Below are 17,481 nucleotides of genomic sequence, written 5' to 3' on the forward strand. Positions count from 1 at the left end.
TTCGCGAAACCAACGCCCCGGCATCACTTTGGTGTCGGGGCGTGCACACGTTCGGACGGGCCCTCCAGGCTGTCGGTGCGTCCCGATAGGCTGAAAGCATGACCCCAGCGGAGCAGCCAACGGCCCCTCACCCGGCCCCCGACGACGCCCTGCTCGCGGACTCCCGCGAGCGCGCCGTCCGCGCACTGCTGCGTCGGCCGCAGCTGAAACGGCTGTGGAGCGCACAACTCGTGGGCGCTGTAGGCGACACCCTCGCGCTTGTGGTGCTGGTCCTCCTCGCCCTGCAGGCGGCGATCGTCGAGGGTTCGTTCGGCGGCGGTTACCGAGGCGTGGCGTTCGCAGTGGCGACCGTTTTCGGGGTGCGCATCCTCGCGACGCTGCTCTTCGGAGCCGTGCTCCTCGGCCCGCTCACGTCGCTGACCTCCCAGGAGGGCCCGCTCGACCGGCGCTGGACCATGGTCGGCGCGGACGGGCTGCGGGCCGCGGTGCTCATCGTGGCGCCCCTGTGGATCGACTGGACACCCGACGACGCACTGGCCGTCCTCCTGGTCACCGCCTTCGTGACCGGAGTCGCCGAGCGCTTCTGGACGGTGTGCCGCGAGAGCGCGGCGCCCGCGCTGCTGCCCGCCCCGCCGCCGGAGGGCGCGACGGTACGGCCGCTGCCGGACCACCTGGGCGCCCTGCGCAGCCTGTCGCTGCGTACGAGCTTCGTGGCGATCCCGCTCGCGGCCGTCGCGCTCGTCGTCGCGGGTCTGCTGAACAACCTGCTGGGGTCGGGCATCGACTGGTTCGCCCAGCACCAGGCCGCCCTCGCCTCGTACGTCGCCGCCGGGCTGTTCGCCGCGTCCCTGTCGGTGCTGGCGTTCCTGGAGCTGCCCGGCACCCGCACCCCGCGCGCGCGTTCGCCGCTGGAAGGGCTGCGCCGCCCCAAGACGGGCACGGGTGTCGACAAGGGCCGTACCGGCGCGATCCCGTTGCTGGTGCCGGCCTGCGCGGCCGTCGCGGGAGCGGTCGCGGCCGCCGTGGCCGTCTCCGTACTGCATGCCAAGGACCTGGGCGGCGGGCCGGTGCTGTACGGCCTGCTGGTGGGCGCGCTGACCGGCGGAGTGGTCGTCGGCATCCGTACGGCACCCTCCCTCCTGCCGACGCTGTCCCGGCGCCGGCTGCTGGCGCTGGCGATCGCCTTCACCGGTGTCGCGCTGCTGGCCGCCGGACTCGTCCCGGACGTCACCAGCGTGCTGCTGATCGTCGTGCTGGCGGGCGCCGGCGCGGGCGTGGCCGCCAACACCGGCCACACCCTGCTGGATCAGGAGACCGAGGAGTACCGGCGGGCCCGCACGACCGAGCACCTGCACGCGGTGGTCCGGGTGTGCGTGGCGCTCGGCGCGGTGATCGCGCCCCTGGTGGCGGCGGCGATCGGCCCGCACCGCCTGGAGAACGGCAAGTTCGTGTTCGCGCACGGCGGCGCGGCCTTCACCCTGATACTGGTCGGCGCGCTGCTGCTGCCGGTGGCCGCGCTGGTGCTCGCCAAGGTCGACGACCGCTCCGGGGTGCCCCTGCGGCACGACCTGCGGGACGCGCTGCTCGGCGGCGACGACCCGGTGACGGTGCCCGCGTCCTCGGGCTTCTTCATCGCCCTGGAGGGCGGCGACGGGGCCGGGAAGTCCACCCAGGCCGAGGCGCTCGCCGAGTGGATCCGGGCCAAGGGCCACGAGGTGGTCGTCACGCGCGAGCCGGGGGCCACGCCGGTCGGCAAGCGGCTGCGGTCGATCCTGCTGGACGTGTCGAGCGCCGGGCTCTCGCACCGCGCGGAAGCGCTGCTGTACGCGGCGGACCGCGCGGAGCACGTGGACACGGTCGTGCGGCCCGCGCTGGAACGCGGCGCGGTCGTGGTCTCCGACCGCTACATCGACTCCTCGGTGGCGTACCAGGGGGCGGGCCGTGACCTGTCCCCGACCGAGATCGCCCGCATCAACCGCTGGGCGACCGACGGACTCGTACCGCATCTGACCGTGCTGCTGGACGTCTCGCCGGAGATCGCGCGCGAGCGGTTCACCGAGGCGCCGGACCGGCTGGAGTCGGAGCCGGCCGAGTTCCACGCGCGCGTGCGCTCCGGTTTCCTGGCGCTGGCCGCCGCCGATCCCGGCCGCTACCTGGTGGTGGACGCGGGCCAGGAGCCCGAGGCCGTCACGACCGTCGTCCGGCACCGGCTCGACCAGATGCTGCCGCTGTCCGAGGCGGAGATCCGGGCTCAGGAGGAGGCGCGCCGCAGGGCCGAGGAGGAAGCGCGCAGGAAGGCCGAGGAAGAGGCCGCCCGCAAGGCCGAGGAGGAGCGCCTGGAGCGCGAGCGCCAGGAGCAGCTGGAGCGGCTGCGCGCCGAGGAGGAGGAGCGCAAGCGCCGCGAGCTGGAGGAGGCGCAGCGGCGTGAGGCCGAACGGCAGGCGGAGGAGGCCCGACTGCGGGCCGAGGAAGCGCGCCGCCGCGCCGAGGAGGAACGACAGCGGCTGCTCGCCGAGGAGAAGGCGCGGGCCGAGGAAGAGGCCCGCCGCAAGGCCGACGAGGAGCGGCGCCGCAAGCAGGCCGAGGAAGAGGCCCGGCTGCGTGCCGAGGCCGAGGCGCGGCGCCTGGAGAAGCAGCGCAAGGCCGAGGAGGCGCTGCTGCGGGCCGAGGAGGCGCGGCGACTGGCCGAGCAGGCGGCGGCCGTGGCGGAGGCAGGGCCCAGGCCGACGGAGCCGCCGACGGCGGGGGCAGGCTCGGGGGCGGGTGCCTCTGGGCCGGCGGGACGGTCGGGGCAGTCGAGGCAGCCCGGGCGGCCGACGGCTTCCGGTGCGGGGCAGGACGCGATGACCGTGCCTACGCCGGTGGTGACGCCGACGAACGCGTCCGGCGGGCCGGTGGACGAGACGGCGGTGCTGCCTCGGGTCGGTGACGAGAAGGGCGCGGGTGCACGGGGGTCCGGGTCCGCGTCCGCGTCCGCGTCCGCATCGGGGTCAGGGTCCGGTAGGGCTGGCTCTGGATCCGGTTCCGGTGGGCCCGACTCCGAGGTGACGGCCGAGTTGCCGCAGCCGCCGGTTCCGCCGGGCGCGGCGGACGAGACGGCCGTGCTCCCTCCGGTGGTGCCGGGTGCGGCGGACGAGACCGCCGTGCTGCCTCCGGTCGCGCCGCCGGGTGCCGCGGACGAGACGGCCGTACTGCCTCCCGTTCGGGATGAGGCTCCCTCGGACCGGGTTCCGCCGGGGTTCTTCCGGGAGGAGGAGACCGGGGTCCGGCCGGGCGGTGGCGACGACCGTACGCGTGAGCTGCCCCAGCTCGACGAGGACGGGACGCCGCGGCGGCGGGCCCGGTCGGACTGGGCGGAGGAGACGCCGCTGGACGATCTGCCCACGTTGGCCGACGAACTGCTCGGGCCGCTGGAGCGTGACGACGAGAATCCCGACGAGGGACGCGGGCGGCGCGGCCGGGGGCGGCGGGGCTGACGCGGGTGCGCGGCCCCCTGGCCGACGCCCACTGGGCGGGGGCGGGGGCCGGAGCGGGGGTTGCCGCAGGGTGACCGTCGTCCGGCTGTGCGCCTCGTCGCCGACGTCACGCCGGCGCCCCGGCGGGCCCGCCCGCGGTTCGCGGGTCTCGGCCTCCCCCCCCGGCGCGGTGCCACGCTGCTCGGCTGCCGACCGCGCCGCCCGTGCGGCTCGGCCAAACCCGGACCGCGGCAGCTCCGTACGTGCCGGGCGCCACCGCCGCGCAGGGACCCCGGCTCTGCCCGCCCCGCCCCGGTTGTCAGTGCCACCCCGCACAATGGATCTCGCACGGCGAAACATGACGAAAGGGCGGGTGACGCATGACCGTCTGGGACGACCTGGTCGGCCAGGAGAGGGTGAGCGAGCAGCTTGCCGCCGCTGCCCGGGACGCCGATGCCCTCGTCACCGCGGTCTCTGCCGGCACACCGCAGCCCGAGGCGTCGAAGATGACGCACGCCTGGCTGTTCACGGGGCCGCCCGGAGCGGGGCGGAACCAGGCGGCGCGGGCGTTCGCGGCCGCGCTGCAGTGCGTCAGCCCCGACCGGGCCCTCGGCGGATCCCCCGGCTGCGGCTTCTGCGACGGCTGCCATACGGCACTGATCGGCACCCACGCCGACGTGTCCACCGTCGCCGCCGTCGGGTCGCAGATCCTCGTCGACGACATGCGGGACACCGTCCGCAAGTCGTTCACCTCGCCGGCCAACGGCCGCTGGCAGGTCATCCTCGTCGAGGACGCCGAGCGGCTGAACGAGAAGTCGGCCAACGCCGTCCTCAAGGCCGTGGAGGAGCCCGCCCCCCGCACGGTGTGGCTGCTGTGCGCCCCCTCCATCGAGGACGTCCTGCCGACCATCCGCTCCCGCTGCCGCCACCTGAACCTGAGCACGCCCTCCGTCGAGGCCGTCGCGGACATGCTCGTACGCCGCGAGGGCGTCGAGCCGGCCGCCGCCATGGCCGCCGCACGCGCCACCCAGGGGCATGTGGACCGGGCCCGCCGCCTCGCCACCGACCCGGCCGCGCGCCAGCGCCGGGCCGCCGTCCTCAAGCTGCCGCTCCGAGTCGACGACATCGGCGGCTGTCTCAGAGCCGCCCAAGAACTCGTCGACGCGGCGGCCGAGGACGCCAAGCAGCTCGCCGAGGACATGGACGGCAAGGAGACCGAGGAACTCAAGATGGCGATGGGCGCCTCCCCGGGCGGCCGGATGCCACGAGGGACGGCGGGGGTCATGAAGGAGCTGGAGGACCGGCAGAAGCGCCGCAAGACCCGCACGCAGCGCGACAGCCTCGACCTCGCGCTGACCGACCTCACCGCGTTCTACCGCGATGTCCTCGCCCTCCAGCTCGGCTCCCGGGTGGCGATCGCGAACAGCGATGTCGAGGACGTCCTGGAGCGGCTCGCCCGCGCCGGATCGCCGGAGTCCACGCTCCGCCGCATCGAGGCGATCACCGCGTGCCGCGAGGCCCTCGACCGCAATGTGGCTCCGCTGCTGGCGGTGGAGGCGATGACGATGGCTCTGAGAGCGGGCTGATCACGGCTCCGTGAGCGGCCGGCCATGTTCCTCTGAGCGGGTCGGCCACGTCCCCCGGAGCGGGTCGACCACGTCCCTCGGAGCGGGTGCCGCCTTCACCTGGCGCGGGTTGACCCTGTCACTCGTCCGAGGCATGGCATGCACGGAGGGCGTTCGGGCCGCAGCGCAGAGTTACGCTCGGCTGATGTACAACAGGCGCAGCTCCCGCCCGAGCACGACAGCGGACCGGACCGACGTGCCCGGCCCGAGCCCCCGCACGCACAGCCGCCCCACTCCCGGTCCGCGTCTCCGCAGAGCCCGTACCGGCGGTGTTCTCCTCGTCTCCGCCGCGCTGCTGGTCTCCGCCTGCTCCTCGGGGAGCGCGACCACGACCGCCGGCACGGCGGCGGACGCGGCGCTCGCCGCACTGCCGCAGGCCACGCCGGCCGCCCTGGCGCCGTACTACGCGCAGAAGCCGAACTGGCGCTCCTGCGGAGTCGCCGGCTTCGAGTGCGTCACGCTGAAGGCGCCGCTCGACTACGCGAAGCCGGGCGACGGTGACGTCCGGCTGGCTGTCGCCCGCAAGAAGGCCACGGGCCCGGGTAAGCGCCTCGGCTCCCTCCTCGTGAACCCGGGCGGACCGGGCGGCTCGGCGATCGGCTACCTCCAGGCGTACGCCGGGATCGGCTACCCGGCGGAGGTCCGCGCCCGCTACGACATGGTGGCGGTCGATCCGCGCGGCGTCGCCCGCAGCGAGCCCGTGGAGTGTCTCAGCGGGCGGCAGATGGACACGTACACGCAGACGGACATCACGCCCGACGACCAGCGGGAGACCGACGACCTCGTCGACGCGTACCAGCAGTTCGCCGAGGGCTGCGGCGCCCGCTCACCGGAACTGCTGCGGCACGTGTCCACGGTGGAGGCGGCCCGGGACATGGACATCGTGCGGGCGGCGCTGGGCGACGGGAAGCTGAACTACGTGGGGGCGTCGTACGGGACGTTCCTCGGGGCGACGTACGCGGGGCTCTTCCCGAACCGGGCGGGCCGGCTGGTCCTGGACGGCGCGATGGACCCCTCGCTGTCCGCGCGCCGGATGAACCTCGACCAGACGGCGGGGTTCGAGACGGCGTTCCAGTCGTTCGCGAAGGACTGCGTGCAGCAGCCGGACTGCCCGCTGGGCAGGAAGGGCACGACGACCACCGAGGTCGGCCGGAACCTCAAGGCCTTCTTCGAGAAGCTGGACGCCCGGCCGATCCCCGCGGGCGACGCGGACGGCCGCAGACTCGGCGAGTCCCTCGCGACCACCGGCGTGATCGCGGCGATGTACGACGAGGGCGCGTGGGCGCAGCTGCGCGAGGCACTGACCTCGGCCATGAAGGAGAGCGACGGTGCCGGCCTGCTGGTGCTGTCCGACGGCTACTACGAGCGTGAGGCCGGCGGCAGCTACGCGAACCTGATGTTCGCCAACGCCGCCGTGAACTGCCTCGACCTCCCGGCGGCCTTCGACACCCCCGACGAGGTGCGCAAGGCCGTGCCCGCGTTCGAGAAGGCGTCCCCCGTCTTCGGCGAGGGCCTCGCCTGGGCCTCCCTGAACTGCGCGTACTGGCCGGTCGCGGCCACCGGCGAGCCGCACCGCATCGAGGCGAAGGGCGCCGCCCCGATCGTCGTGGTCGGCACCACCCGCGACCCGGCGACACCGTACCGCTGGGCCCGCGCCCTGGCCGCCCAGCTCTCCTCCGCCCGCCTGCTCACCTACGAGGGCGACGGCCACACCGCCTACGGCCGGGGCAGCGCCTGCATCGACTCCACGATCAACGCGTACCTGCTCCGCGGCACCCCTCCGACGGACGGAAAACGCTGCTCATAGCCGCGCGAACGGGCTGATCGCGGCCCCGGTGTTCCCGCGCCGGGGCTGGTTCGGAGCACCCTCGGAAACTGTGTAGACTTACCGGCGTTGCTGATCGCACCATGGTGTCGACAGCGCGCCGCCTTAGCTCAGATGGCCAGAGCAACGCACTCGTAATGCGTAGGTCTCGGGTTCGAATCCCGAAGGCGGCTCTGCCGAAGCCTCAGGACTCACTCGCCGTGACCTGGGGCTTTTGCTTTTACCGGATACGGCGGCGGCGCTGAGCGCGGGCCGCGCGGCTGTCGACGGTCTCAGTTTTGGTCTCACTGGGGCCCCGATCGGGCGCCGGGGGAGCAGACACGAAAAACTCGCCCATGCGCCGCATCGCCTCCTTCGACAGGTGTGATCTGCCCTTCACGTACCGCCTCGTCTGCCTGATCTGTGTGTGCCGCAGGATCTCCATGATCGTGGGCATGTCGACGCCAGCTCGTTCAGGATCGTGCCGGCCGTGTGGCGGCTCCCGTCGTACAGGCGGCGGTCGTCGATCCCGGCCTCGGCGAACAGCTCATCGACTCCTTGCCGGTCCGGTTCCCCTGGAACGGCCTGTCGGCACCCTCCGTGCTCGGGGAAGATCTTTTGGGCGAAGGTTCGGTGCGGTTCAGATTTTGATCGCGCGGATGTCGGGGCCGCACAGCATGCGGAGGTCTTCAGGGTCTGACGTCAGGACGGTCACGGGAGCGGGTGAGGCGAGTGCGGTGGCGGCCACGATGGCGTCGATGGCGTACTTGTGGCCGTGCAGGCCAGCGGCGGCGAGCAGTTTGCTCGCGTGGCGGGCGATGGCTTCGGTGGGCGGGACGATGTTGACGCGGGAGACGGCGTAGTCGAATCGGGCCTGGTTGGTCTTGGGGTCGCGGGCTTCGACGAGGGTGACCGAGCTGGTGATGACGCGGATGTCCTCGGCCTCGGCGGCGGCGAGCCACTCGGTGAGTTCGGGTGTGCGTCGTACGAGCTTGGACAGGCCTACGCAGTCCAGGACGAGGGTGCCGCTCACGCGGCGTCCGTCGAGCCCGCGGTGTCACCACGCAGGACGGCTCGCTTGGCCTCGACCGCGGCCTGGTCGACGGGGCCGTGTTCGGCTTCCGCGTCCTCGATGAGTTCGCGCAGGCGGTCGCGCTCCAGCTGGCGCTGGATGAGGGCTTCGACATAGGCGGACATGCCGCGCCTGCCGGTACGTGCTTTGAGAGCCGCGATGGTGCCTTCGTGGAGTGATACGGAGACCGGGCGGACGGGGCCTTCGCCGGGAGCGGGGTGGGGAGACGTGGCCATGGAGCTACTTTAACAAAACTCTTGTTATTGGATGGAGTGATTCTGCGGCGCTGTGACTTGCCCCGGAGGCTGACGCGCGAGGAGTTGCTCGCATTGCCTGCGGCCGTGGAACCTGAAGACGGCGAACCGTGCGCTGTCCCTGAGCCGCACCACGGGTACGACTTTGCCAAGCGCGGCCGGTATCCGTGCACGGTCCTGCGCCTGGGCAACGCCTACTGGGTCGTCACCGCAGACTTGCTCAAGCTGCTCCGTCATCGCGGATGGCCTTCGGAAGCCCGTACGCGGGGATTCCGAAGGCCGGGTCGGCGTCTTATGCCGTCGGTCGTCTGGCGGGGAAGCCGTGGTCCCGTGCGTGGAGGATGACCGCGAGTACCGGTAGCAGGAGCAGCAGGACGGTCCAGGGGAAGGAGTCGCTGCCGATCAGGTCGAGCAGGACGCCGCCGAGGATGCCGCCGACGGCCATGGCGACGTTCCAGAGCGTGACGAGCATCGCCTGGGCCGCGTCGGCGTGGTCACCGGCCGCGTCGCCGGCGGCGGTCTGCAGAAGGGTGGGCACGCCGCCCCACCCCAGGCCCCAGAGGACGGCGGCGGTGTAGACGAGGGCGGTGTGATCGGCGAGGACGGCCAGGAGGGCGGAGGCCACGGCGACCAGCAGCGCGCCGGCGACGGTGAGGCCGCGCAGCCGGTGGTGGATCTGGGCGCCGACGATCCAGATGCTCGCCAGTGAGGCGGCGCCGAAGACGAGGAGCACCAAGTCGGTGTTGTCACTCAGGCCCAGGTCGTCGAGGAAGGTGGCGATGTAGGCGTACAGGATGGTGTGCGCCAGGACGAAGAGGAGCGTGACGGACAGGACCGGGGTCACGCCCGGGACGCGCAGGGCGTGCAGCATCTTCGGCTGCTCGCCGCGCTCCTGCCCCGGGTAGTCCGGCACGGTCGCGACGATCCACAGGAGGAGCACCACGGTGAGCGCGGTCATGGCGAGGAAGGCCACGCGCCAGTCGGTGACCTCGCCGAGGAAGGTTCCTGCGGGCACGCCGAGCGAGAGTGCGAGGGGAATGCCCGCCATGGCGATGGCGACAGCCCTGCCCTGGAGGTGGACGGGTGCCATGCGCCGCGCGTAACCGGCGAGCAGCGCCCAGGCCAGACCGGCCGCCACGCCCGCGACGAAGCGCGCCACCATCGTGAGCCCGTAGTGGGACGACACGGCTGTGACGGTGTTGGCGAGGGCGAAGCCGCTCATGGCGGTCAGCAGCAGGCGCCGGCGCCGCCAGCCCGCGGTGGCCGCTGTCAGCGGGATCGCGGTCAGGGCGGTGCCGATCGCGTAGACGGTGACGGTCTGTCCGGTCGCGGACTGGCTCACGCGAAGGTCGCCGCTCATCGCGGGCAGCAGACCGGCGGGGAGGGTCTCGGTGAGACTGGTGATGAAGACGGCGGTGGCCAGGGCGAGGAGGGCGAGGAGCGGAAGCCTCCGCTGCTCCTCGCCCTCGCTGTTCGAGCCTGATACGGCGCCGGTCCCTGAGGCGGAACCGGCCGCGGTGCCGGGTGGGGTGCTCATGTGGTGTGCTCCGGGTCTTCTGGGGACGTGTTGTCCTCCGGCCGGACGGGATGCGGTGTCCGGGCCGGGCGCGAGATGTGGTGCCGGGCGCCGGTCGCGTGTTTCCGGTGCCACGTGGGGTCGGATCGCGGCCGGCCGTAGGGTTCCGTGGCGGCCGTCGGGTCACGGCTGACCGCGGCCGCCGTCGACGGGGAGTCGGGCGCCCGTCGTGAAGGTCGCGTCGGTTGCCAGGAAGAGCGCGGCACGGGCCATCTCCTCGGCGGCGCCGAGACGGCCCGGCGGCGGCAGGGGTACGGCGTCGCCGCCCGGCCCCTCGATGCAGCCCGGGGCCACCGCGTTGACGCGGACACCGTGGGAGACGAGCTCTGTGGCGAGCGCGAGCGCGTGCGCGTGCACGGGCGCCGGGGACGGGCGGGGGCGGTGAGGACGACCGCGCCGCCGTCCTTCAGGCTCCGGCAGCAGCGGCCGTGCGGTGGACACGGCGCCGGCGAAGAGGAGATCGACGTCGTCACCGGGCCCGAGGCAGCCCTCCAGCGCGGCCGGTGCGACGACACGGGCGGCGGAGCCCAGCTCGCCGCCCCTATGGACGCGCTCCCGCGGGGTACGGGCGGCCGGCAGGACCTCCGCACCGCCTTCCACGAGGCGCGTGGCGATGGCCAGGCCTTTGTCGCTCGCCTCACCGACGACCACGGCCCTGGTGCCCGCGTGCTTGGTCATGCGTCACGCTCCCTCCCCGCGTGTGCCGTTCTCGCCGGGCCCGCGGTGCCACCCGGCGGGAACGACTGTGCGTGAGGGCGCTTCGGGAAACCTTCGGAACCACTGCGGGCCGGCTGAGGGTCGCCCGGCGACAGGGCGAACCGGCGCCCGGGTCCGCAGCCACCTGGACATATGCAGGCACATATACAGTGACTCGCATGCGGTTTGGGGTTCTGGGGCCACTGGCGGTGTGGGACGACGAGGGGGAGGCTGTCAGAGTTCCCGAGGTCAAAGTCCGTGCGCTGCTCGCGGACCTGCTCGCGCACGATGGCGGGCCGGTCGCGACGGACCGCCTCATTCACGACCTGTGGGGCGACCGGCCGCCGGGCAGACCGGCGGGCGCCCTGCAGGCCAGGGTCTCCCAGTTACGTCGGGTCCTCGGCCGGGAACGGGTGGTGCGGCAGCCGCCGGGCTACCGGCTGCGGCTCGACGGCGACGCCGACGAGGTGGACGCCGCACGGTTCGGCGCCCTCGTCGGCGAGGCTCGCCTCGTACGGGACCCCGGCGCGCGGGCCGGACTGCTCACGGAAGCCCTCGAACTGTGGCGGGGTCCCGCGTACGCGGACTTCGCCGACGAGGAGTTCGCACGGGGAACCGCGCAGCGCCTCGCCGAACAGCGGCTGTCAGCGGTGGAGGAACAGGCGCAGGCCCGCCTGGGCGCGGGAGACCATGTGCTCCTCGCGGGAGAGCTCGCCGACCTCGTGCATCAGCACCCGCTGCGGGAACGCCTACGTGCCTTGCAGATACGGGCCCTCTATGTGTCGGGACGTCAGAGCGAGGCCCTCGCGTCGTACGAGGAACTGAGGTCCCGCCTCGCCGGAGAGCTGGGGATCGATCCCAGCCCCGAGCTCAGCGCTTTGCACCATGCGGTGCTCCGGCAGGATCCGGAGCTGACACCCGTGTCCGCGACACCTGGCAGCGTGTCCGCGGCACCTGGCAGCGGGGGGCGTGACCGGCCCTCCCCGGGTTCTCGGCCCCGCTCGATCAGGGGGGACCTCGTTGGCCAGGCGGAACGATCTCCCACCGCGGTCGCGGACCTGCCCGCGCCGGGCGTCCACTCGAATCTGCCCGTTCCCCTCACCGCGCTCATCGGCCGCCGGCAGGCCCTCACCGACCTCTCCCACCTCCTCGACTCCACACGGCTGGTCACCCTCACCGGGCCTGGCGGAGTCGGCAAGACCCGCCTGGCCGTGGCGGCGGGCGCCGCGGCAGAGGCCGGCGCCGGTGCCGGTGAACTCCCCGACGGTGTCTGGCTCGTCGAACTGGCCGGCGTCCGCGGCGGTGCCGCTGCCGACCTCGCCCAGGTCGTCGCCACCACCCTCGGCATCAGGGACGACGCTCCCTCCGTCGTACCGGGTGCCGGCGCCGGCGCCCCCTCCCCTGTGCACCGCCTCGCCGCCGCCTTGCGGGATCGTCGCACCCTGCTCGTCCTGGACAACTGCGAGCACGTCGTGGACGCCGCCGCCGAACTCACCGAGGTTCTCCTGCGCACCGCGCCCGGCGTGCGCGTCCTGGCCACCAGTCAGGAACCGCTCGGCCTGACGGGCGAGGCGGTGTTCCTCGTCGAGCCCCTCCCGACCGCCGACGCCGTGCGGCTGTTCCTGGAGCGCGCGGCCGCCTCCGCCCCCGGCTTCCCGCTCGACCCGGATGCGTCCGACCCGGACGACCGTGTCGCCGTCGCGGAGATCTGCCGCCGCCTCGACGGCATTCCGCTCGCCCTCGAACTCGCCGCGACCCGCGTACGCGCCTTGGGCGTGAAGGAGCTGGCCGCCCGTCTCGGCGACCGGTTCCGGATCCTGACCTCGGGACGGCGGGGGGCGCCTGCCCGCCAGCAGACCCTGCGGGCGGTGATCGACTGGAGCTGGGAACTGCTCAGCGCGCCCGAGCGCATCGTCCTGCGCCGTCTTGCCGCTTTCAGCGACGGCTGTGACCTGGAAGCCGCCGAAGCGGTGTGTGCGGGGGAGGGCGTCACCCGGGAGGAAGTGCTCGACCTCGTGACACGGCTGGTCGACCGGTCCCTCGTGGCCGTCGTGGCCGCGCCGACCGGGCCACGGTACCGGCTCCTGGAGTCTGTCTCCGTGTACGCGAGGGAGCGGCTGCGCGAGGTGGAGGACCTCACCGCCGTACGCGACCGTCATCTGCGCCACTACACCGCCCTCGCCGAAAGCGCGGAGCCCCGGCTGCGCACTGCCGGGCAGCAGCCCTGGCTCGCCCGTCTGGACGCCGAGGCCGGCAATCTGCGCGTGGCGCTCGACGAGGCGGTGCGTCGCGCGGCACTGGGCAACGGGGACGAGTCCACGCGGCTCGCCACCGCCCTGTCCTGGTGGTGGCTCCTACGCGGCCGCCTCACCGAGGCCCGCCGCAGTTTGCGGGCCGTCCTCGCCACCCGTGCGGAGGATGCCCGCTCCCCGCGTCACACTTCCCCCGAACTCGTGCTGTTGCACGCCGCGTTCGCGCTTCTCACCGGCGACCCTGGTGATGTGGCCGCCGCCGTCCGTGCCGCTGACGCCGTCCCCGACCCCGTGCGCCGCGCCCGCGGCCTCTGGCTGTGCGCGTACGGCTTGTTCAGCGCGGGCGCCACGGCCGACGGTGACGAGCTGAACGACCGTGCCCTGTCCCTGTCCGACTCCACGGGGGATCAGTGGGGCACTGCCGCCGCGCTCGGCCTGCGGGCGATGTCGGCGCTGGTGCGTGGCGACCTCGCCGGGCTCGGCCGTGATGGGCTGCGCAGCGCTGATCTCTTCCGCGCACTGGGCGACCGCTGGGGAGAGTTGCAGACCGTCTCGCCGCTGGCCGCGCTGGCCGAGATCAAGGGCGAGTACGAGGAAGCGGCGCGCCGCCAGCACAAAGGGCTCCGGATGGCCCGGGAACTGGGTCTGGAGGCGGAGGTCTCGGCGCGGCTCTCCGGGCTCGGCCGGCTCGCGTTGCTGGCCCGTGACTGGGACCGAGCCCGCGACCTGCACGAGCGGGCACGCCGCATCGCCCTCGAACAGGGCTACAAGTACGGCGAAATCCACTCCGAGATGGGTCTCGCCCTGGGCGCGCGCCGCTCCGGCGACCTGGACGCCGCCGAGGCACACCTGCTGCGCATCCGCGACGGCCACGCGGAGGTGTCGTCCCAGGCGGGCGACCACCTGCTCCTCGCCGAGCTCGGTTTCATCGCGGAACTCCGCGGCGACGCGGTCCAGGCCGCCGCTCACCACCTACGGGGCCTGGACGTCGCCCGCTCGCTCGCCGAGCCGCGCGCCCTCGCCCTGTCGTTGGAGGGTCTCGCGGGCGCGGCGGTCCTGCGGGGGCACGAGTGTGCCGCCGCGTGCACGGCTCTGCTGCTCGGCGCGGCGGACGCGGCCCGGCGAGGCGCCGGCGCCCCGCTGCCGCCCGCCGAGCGTGCCGACGTCGACCGCATCACGGCAGCGGCACGGGCTGCCCTGCGCGGGACCGCCTTCACGGAGGCGTTCGACCGTGGCGCACGGCTGACCGCCGAGGAGGCGGTGCTCCAAGCCCGTACGACACTTGACCGGTTGCGGGGTGAGCCTGGTTGAGCTCAGGTTGAGCACAGGTTGGCGTCTGTGCCGGGGGAGGGAGACGGCCCGTGTGGGGAGAAGATCTGGTGTGTGCCGTCTCGCCTGTGCGGTCTCGACAGGGTGTGGCTGCCGGAGTCGGCCGGGCGGTGGCAGGTTGATGCCATGGGTGGGGTAGGCGCGCGGGGCGGGGGTGTCGGGGCCGGTGCGGTGGTGTCCGTTTGCGGACAGGTTCGCCCGGATTCCTGTCGCGGTTCGGGAGTGTGTTCCTACGCTCCGGCGTGGAAGGCCATGGCCCTCCACGCCGCGACTCGGAGGAGACACCAGATGCCCGCGCTGACCGCAGGGGTGCGAGGACGGTCCATAGTCAGCCGGCTCGACCTACGGGAAAGGGCACTGGAGCGCCGTATGCTCCGGAACCTCGAACGGGCCGAGACACGGTTGCTGGAATGTGTGGCGGCGGTGCCCGACCCGCGGCTGGCGGAGGTCGTCGGGCACCTGGTCACCGCCGGCGGCAAGCGGATGCGTCCGCTGCTCACCCTCCTCGGGGCCGAGTTCGGCGTGCCGGGGGCGGAAGGCGTGGTCGAGGCGGCCGTGGTGTCCGAACTCATCCACACCGCCTCCCTCCATCACGACGACGTCATGGACGAGGCCCTGGTCCGACACGGCGTCACCAGCGTGAACGCCTGCTGGGGGAACTCGGTCGCCGTCAGATCCGGCAACTGGCTGCTCGCCAAGGCGGCCCAGCTGTCGGCCGGGCTGACCTCCGCGGCGATCCCGCTCCAGGCCGAGGCCTCCGAGCGGCTGGTGATGGGGCAGCTCCGGGAACTGACCGGACCGGCCACCGCGCAGGACCGGCTGTCCCATTACTTCGAGGTGGTCTCGGGCAAGTCGGCGTCCCTGGTGTCGTTCTCCCTGCGGCTCGGCGCGGTCCAGTCGGGCGCGCCCAGGGGAGTGGACGAGGCGCTCGCGGAGTACGGCGAACACCTCGGCGTGGCCTTCCAGATCTGCGACGACCTGCTCGACATCACCGCGCCCTCGGGGCAGTTGGGCAAGGAGCAGGGCAAGGACCTCATGGTCGGGGTGGCGAGCCTGCCGGTGCTGCTGGTGCTGGACGGCCGCGATCCCCGGGACGAGGAGCTACGGGGCCTGCTCACCGCGCCCGGTGGGGTGCGGGGCGAGACGCATCGCCGGACACTGGCGCTGCTCCAGCGGTCCGGGGCCATGGGCGGGGCCCGGGCGGTCATGGACGAGCGGCTCGCCAGGGCCCGTGCGGCACTGGCGGACGTACCTCAGGGTCCACCGCGGCGGGCCCTGTACGCACTCTGCGACTTCGTGGCGTCCCGCACGGACTAGTCCCGTGGGTCCTGACGGTTCCTGACGGGTCCTGGGTGGGCTCCTGACGGGTCGTGACGGGTCGCGTGGGTTCCCCTGGGGTTGCCTGGGTTCCGTGGGTTGTTCGGGTCCCCTGAGTCACGTGTTCGGGAGCGCCCACCGCCGGACCCGGCGCGGTCCCGCCCCGCCCCGTCCCGCCCGTTGCCCGCGCACCGCACCCCGTATGAGTCAGCGCCGAATCGACGGTCAGCAGCGTGCCGCCTCGCGGGCACTCTCCACCGCCTGCTTCAGTGAGCCGATGGCGCTGTCGCGGAAGGGGGCGAGCCGGGGCACATGGCCGGACTTGGTCAACTCGGCGTGCAGGAAGAGGAGTTCGTCGGCGAGACCGACCATGCGGAAGGCGGCGCGGAGATACGGCTCCTGGAAGTCGTCGCTGTGCCTGGGCGACGTGGGTCCGTAGCTTCCGCCGCGTGCCGTCGCCACTACGGTCCGCTTGCCCGACAGCGGGCCCCGGCCGGTCTCGGCGCTGACGATCAGCGGAGGAATGGCCACCCGGTCGAACCACGCCTTGAAGACGGAGGGGACGGAGAAGTTGTACATGGGCAGCCCGATCAGCAGGACGTCGGCGGCCAGGAGCTCGTCGATCAGTTCCCAGCTCAGCCGCCAGCTCCGGCGCTCCCGCGTGGTCCGGGTCATCCCGCGTGCCTCGTCCAGGTCCCGGACGCCCGCGTTCTCCAGCCGGGTGACGATCTCTATCTGCTCCGCGTCGATGTGCGGGACGGGATGAGCCGCGAGGTCGCGGCGGAGGTACCCGCCCTCGGGACGGGCAGCGCGCCACGCCGCAGCGAACTCGGCGGTGATCTGCCCGGAGACGGACTCGGGGCGGGCACTGCAGTCGAGGTGAAGCAAAGTGGGCATACCGCACGGGACCCTTCTGCGATGGGGTGGGAGGAACGCGAGCGGGTTGGGCCATTCAAGCGGTCGACTCGCCCCGAAGTCCCGTGTTCTGGCGTGAAATTCGCCAACGGTCGGCGTCGATGGGAATGACGGTGGATGGTGCTTGACGTATGGAAACTGATGCTGCTGCGCGAGGTGGAGGCACGCGGGTCGATCGCCGCCGCGGCCGAGGCCCTCAACTACACGCGCTCCGCGGTGTCGCATCAACTGTCCGCGCTGGAGGCGGAGACCGGTACGGAGCTGGTCGACCGCAGTCGCCGGCGGGCCGGGCTGACGGCGGCGGGCCGGCTGCTGGTCGGGCACACCGAGCGCATCCTCGCCAGCCTGGAGACCGCGGAGTCCGAACTCGCCGCCGTGACCCGGCGGGTGCACGGGGAGCTGCGGGTGGGCGTGCCGTTCCATGAAGGGCCTGCCCTCCTGGTCCCCGCGCTGACCCGGGTCCGTGCCGCGCACCCGGAGCTGCGGATCACCTTGCAGGGCCTGCCGGCGGCCGACTGCCGGGAGGCCGTCCGGCTCGGGCAGGTCGACCTGGTCCTGGCCGTGGGATACGACCAGGTGCCCGAGCCGCCGGTCGCCGGGCTGTACGAGGAGCCGGTGGCCGACGACCGCGTGCGTCTGGCCGTCGGCCCGCAGGAGGGACCGGCCGACGCGCCGATCGACGCGTCGGCGGACGAGCCGATCGACGAACCGATCGACGAGCCGGCCAGCGCACCGGCCGACGAACCGGCCGGTGCGCTGGCCCGGTACGCCGACCGGCCGTGGATCCTCGATCCGTCCTCCGGGCTCGGCAGACTCGCCCTGCACGCCTGCGCCGCGGCCGGCTACGCCCCCGACGTGGTGGCCCGCACCAGTGATCCACACGCCACCCTCGGCCTGGTCTCCCTCGGCTGGGGTGTCTCCCTGGTGCCGGACCTGGTGCCCGACCGGCCCGGCTACCCGGTGCGCCGGATCGCCCTGGAAGGGCCGGAACTGATGCGTCGGGTGTCCGTGGTGGTGCGGCAGGGGACCCTGGCCAGGCCCGACGTCGCGGCGGTCCTCTCGGAGGTCCGGGCGTCCGCCGGCCGGCTCGGCCAGGACGGCGTTCGCGGCGCTCGGTCAGCTCGTTGAAGGCGGCGGCCAGGATGCCGGTCTCGTCGCGGGTGGTGACCGGGACCCGCACATGCCG

General features: G+C 73.3%; 11 protein-coding genes, 1 tRNA gene and 2 pseudogenes. 8 read left to right on the forward strand and 6 right to left on the reverse strand.

Translation table 11 applies throughout. The features are described 5' to 3' along the window. Positions 1-98: 98 nt before the first annotated feature. The 4 genes from tmk (at position 99) to ACWD0J_RS27780 (ending at position 7,078) form a co-directional block, all read left to right on the forward strand. The gene (gene tmk, locus ACWD0J_RS27765; protein WP_451498576.1) at positions 99-3,476 is read left to right on the forward strand and encodes a dTMP kinase; all 3,378 of its coding nucleotides are present in this window, start codon (positions 99-101) and stop codon (positions 3,474-3,476) included. Positions 3,477-3,835: 359 nt separating this feature from the next. Then, complete coding sequence (locus ACWD0J_RS27770) at positions 3,836-5,041, forward strand: DNA polymerase III subunit delta' (protein ID WP_451498577.1); 1,206 nt, start codon at positions 3,836-3,838, stop codon at positions 5,039-5,041. A gap of 184 nt (positions 5,042-5,225) precedes the next feature. Continuing rightward, positions 5,226-6,887, forward strand: coding sequence for an alpha/beta hydrolase (locus ACWD0J_RS27775; RefSeq protein WP_451498578.1), 1,662 nt, complete (start codon positions 5,226-5,228; stop codon positions 6,885-6,887). Positions 6,888-7,004: 117 nt separating this feature from the next. Further along, positions 7,005-7,078, forward strand: a tRNA-Thr gene (locus tag ACWD0J_RS27780). A gap of 47 nt (positions 7,079-7,125) precedes the next feature. On the opposite strand, the pseudogene ACWD0J_RS27785 reads toward ACWD0J_RS27780, so the two are convergent. From ACWD0J_RS27785 to ACWD0J_RS27795, 3 genes and pseudogenes are all read right to left on the reverse strand, one after another. After that, positions 7,126-7,433: pseudogene (locus ACWD0J_RS27785) on the reverse strand (tyrosine-type recombinase/integrase); the annotation flags it as partial. A gap of 91 nt (positions 7,434-7,524) precedes the next feature. Beyond that, positions 7,525-7,917, reverse strand: a complete 393-nt coding sequence (locus ACWD0J_RS27790; protein WP_451498579.1) for a type II toxin-antitoxin system VapC family toxin — start codon at positions 7,915-7,917, stop codon at positions 7,525-7,527. Then, positions 7,914-8,192 carry a hypothetical protein gene (locus ACWD0J_RS27795; protein WP_451498580.1) on the reverse strand — a complete coding sequence of 93 codons (279 nt, stop codon included), beginning with the start codon at positions 8,190-8,192 and terminating at the stop codon, positions 7,914-7,916. The genes ACWD0J_RS27790 and ACWD0J_RS27795 overlap by 4 nt, the downstream gene beginning before the upstream one ends. A 36-nt stretch (positions 8,193-8,228) precedes the next feature. Here ACWD0J_RS27795 and ACWD0J_RS27800 point away from each other — a divergent pair. Further along, positions 8,229-8,555: pseudogene (locus ACWD0J_RS27800) on the forward strand (hypothetical protein). Here ACWD0J_RS27800 and ACWD0J_RS27805 read toward each other — a convergent pair. Both ACWD0J_RS27805 and ACWD0J_RS27810 read right to left on the reverse strand, forming a co-directional pair. Beyond that, on the reverse strand, positions 8,503-9,747 hold the full coding sequence (locus tag ACWD0J_RS27805) for an MFS transporter (RefSeq protein ID WP_451498581.1): 1,245 nt from the start codon (positions 9,745-9,747) through the stop codon (positions 8,503-8,505). The pseudogene ACWD0J_RS27800 and the gene ACWD0J_RS27805 overlap by 53 nt on opposite strands. Before the next feature lie 162 nt (positions 9,748-9,909). Continuing rightward, positions 9,910-10,464 carry an SDR family oxidoreductase gene (locus tag ACWD0J_RS27810; protein ID WP_451498582.1) on the reverse strand — a complete coding sequence of 185 codons (555 nt, stop codon included), beginning with the start codon at positions 10,462-10,464 and terminating at the stop codon, positions 9,910-9,912. Between the two features lie 197 nt (positions 10,465-10,661). On the opposite strand from ACWD0J_RS27810, the gene ACWD0J_RS27815 reads away from it, so the two are divergent. Both ACWD0J_RS27815 and ACWD0J_RS27820 read left to right on the forward strand, forming a co-directional pair. Continuing rightward, entirely contained in the window at positions 10,662-14,045 is a 3,384-nt protein-coding gene (locus tag ACWD0J_RS27815; RefSeq protein ID WP_451498583.1) for an AfsR/SARP family transcriptional regulator, read from the forward strand. 387 nt (positions 14,046-14,432) lie between these two features. After that, positions 14,433-15,380: a polyprenyl synthetase family protein gene (locus tag ACWD0J_RS27820; protein ID WP_451498584.1), complete on the forward strand. Its 948-nt coding sequence runs from the start codon at positions 14,433-14,435 to the stop codon at positions 15,378-15,380. 225 nt (positions 15,381-15,605) lie between these two features. Here the strand turns inward: ACWD0J_RS27820 and ACWD0J_RS27825 are convergent, their stop codons facing one another. Beyond that, complete coding sequence (locus ACWD0J_RS27825) at positions 15,606-16,277, reverse strand: FMN-dependent NADH-azoreductase (RefSeq protein WP_451498585.1); 672 nt, start codon at positions 16,275-16,277, stop codon at positions 15,606-15,608. A 135-nt stretch (positions 16,278-16,412) separates the two neighbouring features. On the opposite strand from ACWD0J_RS27825, the gene ACWD0J_RS27830 reads away from it, so the two are divergent. Further along, positions 16,413-17,423: a LysR family transcriptional regulator gene (locus ACWD0J_RS27830; protein WP_451498586.1), complete on the forward strand. Its 1,011-nt coding sequence runs from the start codon at positions 16,413-16,415 to the stop codon at positions 17,421-17,423. Positions 17,424-17,481 lie beyond the last annotated feature (58 nt).

Source organism: Streptomyces sp. NPDC003011 (assembly GCF_053591515.1).

Excerpts from the sequence above, each read along its gene's own strand:
- tmk (WP_451498576.1), top strand. The coding sequence starts at position 99 with ATGACCCCAGCGGAGCAGCCAACGGCCCCTCACCCGGCCCCCGACGAC.
- ACWD0J_RS27770 (WP_451498577.1), top strand. The coding sequence starts at position 3,836 with ATGACCGTCTGGGACGACCTGGTCGGCCAGGAGAGGGTGAGCGAGCAG.
- ACWD0J_RS27775 (WP_451498578.1), top strand. The coding sequence starts at position 5,226 with ATGTACAACAGGCGCAGCTCCCGCCCGAGCACGACAGCGGACCGGACC.
- ACWD0J_RS27795 (WP_451498580.1), bottom strand. The coding sequence starts at position 8,192 with ATGGCCACGTCTCCCCACCCCGCTCCCGGCGAAGGCCCCGTCCGCCCG.
- ACWD0J_RS27805 (WP_451498581.1), bottom strand. The coding sequence starts at position 9,747 with ATGAGCACCCCACCCGGCACCGCGGCCGGTTCCGCCTCAGGGACCGGC.
- ACWD0J_RS27810 (WP_451498582.1), bottom strand. The coding sequence starts at position 10,464 with ATGACCAAGCACGCGGGCACCAGGGCCGTGGTCGTCGGTGAGGCGAGC.
- ACWD0J_RS27815 (WP_451498583.1), top strand. The coding sequence starts at position 10,662 with ATGCGGTTTGGGGTTCTGGGGCCACTGGCGGTGTGGGACGACGAGGGG.
- ACWD0J_RS27820 (WP_451498584.1), top strand. The coding sequence starts at position 14,433 with ATGCTCCGGAACCTCGAACGGGCCGAGACACGGTTGCTGGAATGTGTG.
- ACWD0J_RS27825 (WP_451498585.1), bottom strand. The coding sequence starts at position 16,277 with ATGCCCACTTTGCTTCACCTCGACTGCAGTGCCCGCCCCGAGTCCGTC.
- ACWD0J_RS27830 (WP_451498586.1), top strand. The coding sequence starts at position 16,413 with ATGGTGCTTGACGTATGGAAACTGATGCTGCTGCGCGAGGTGGAGGCA.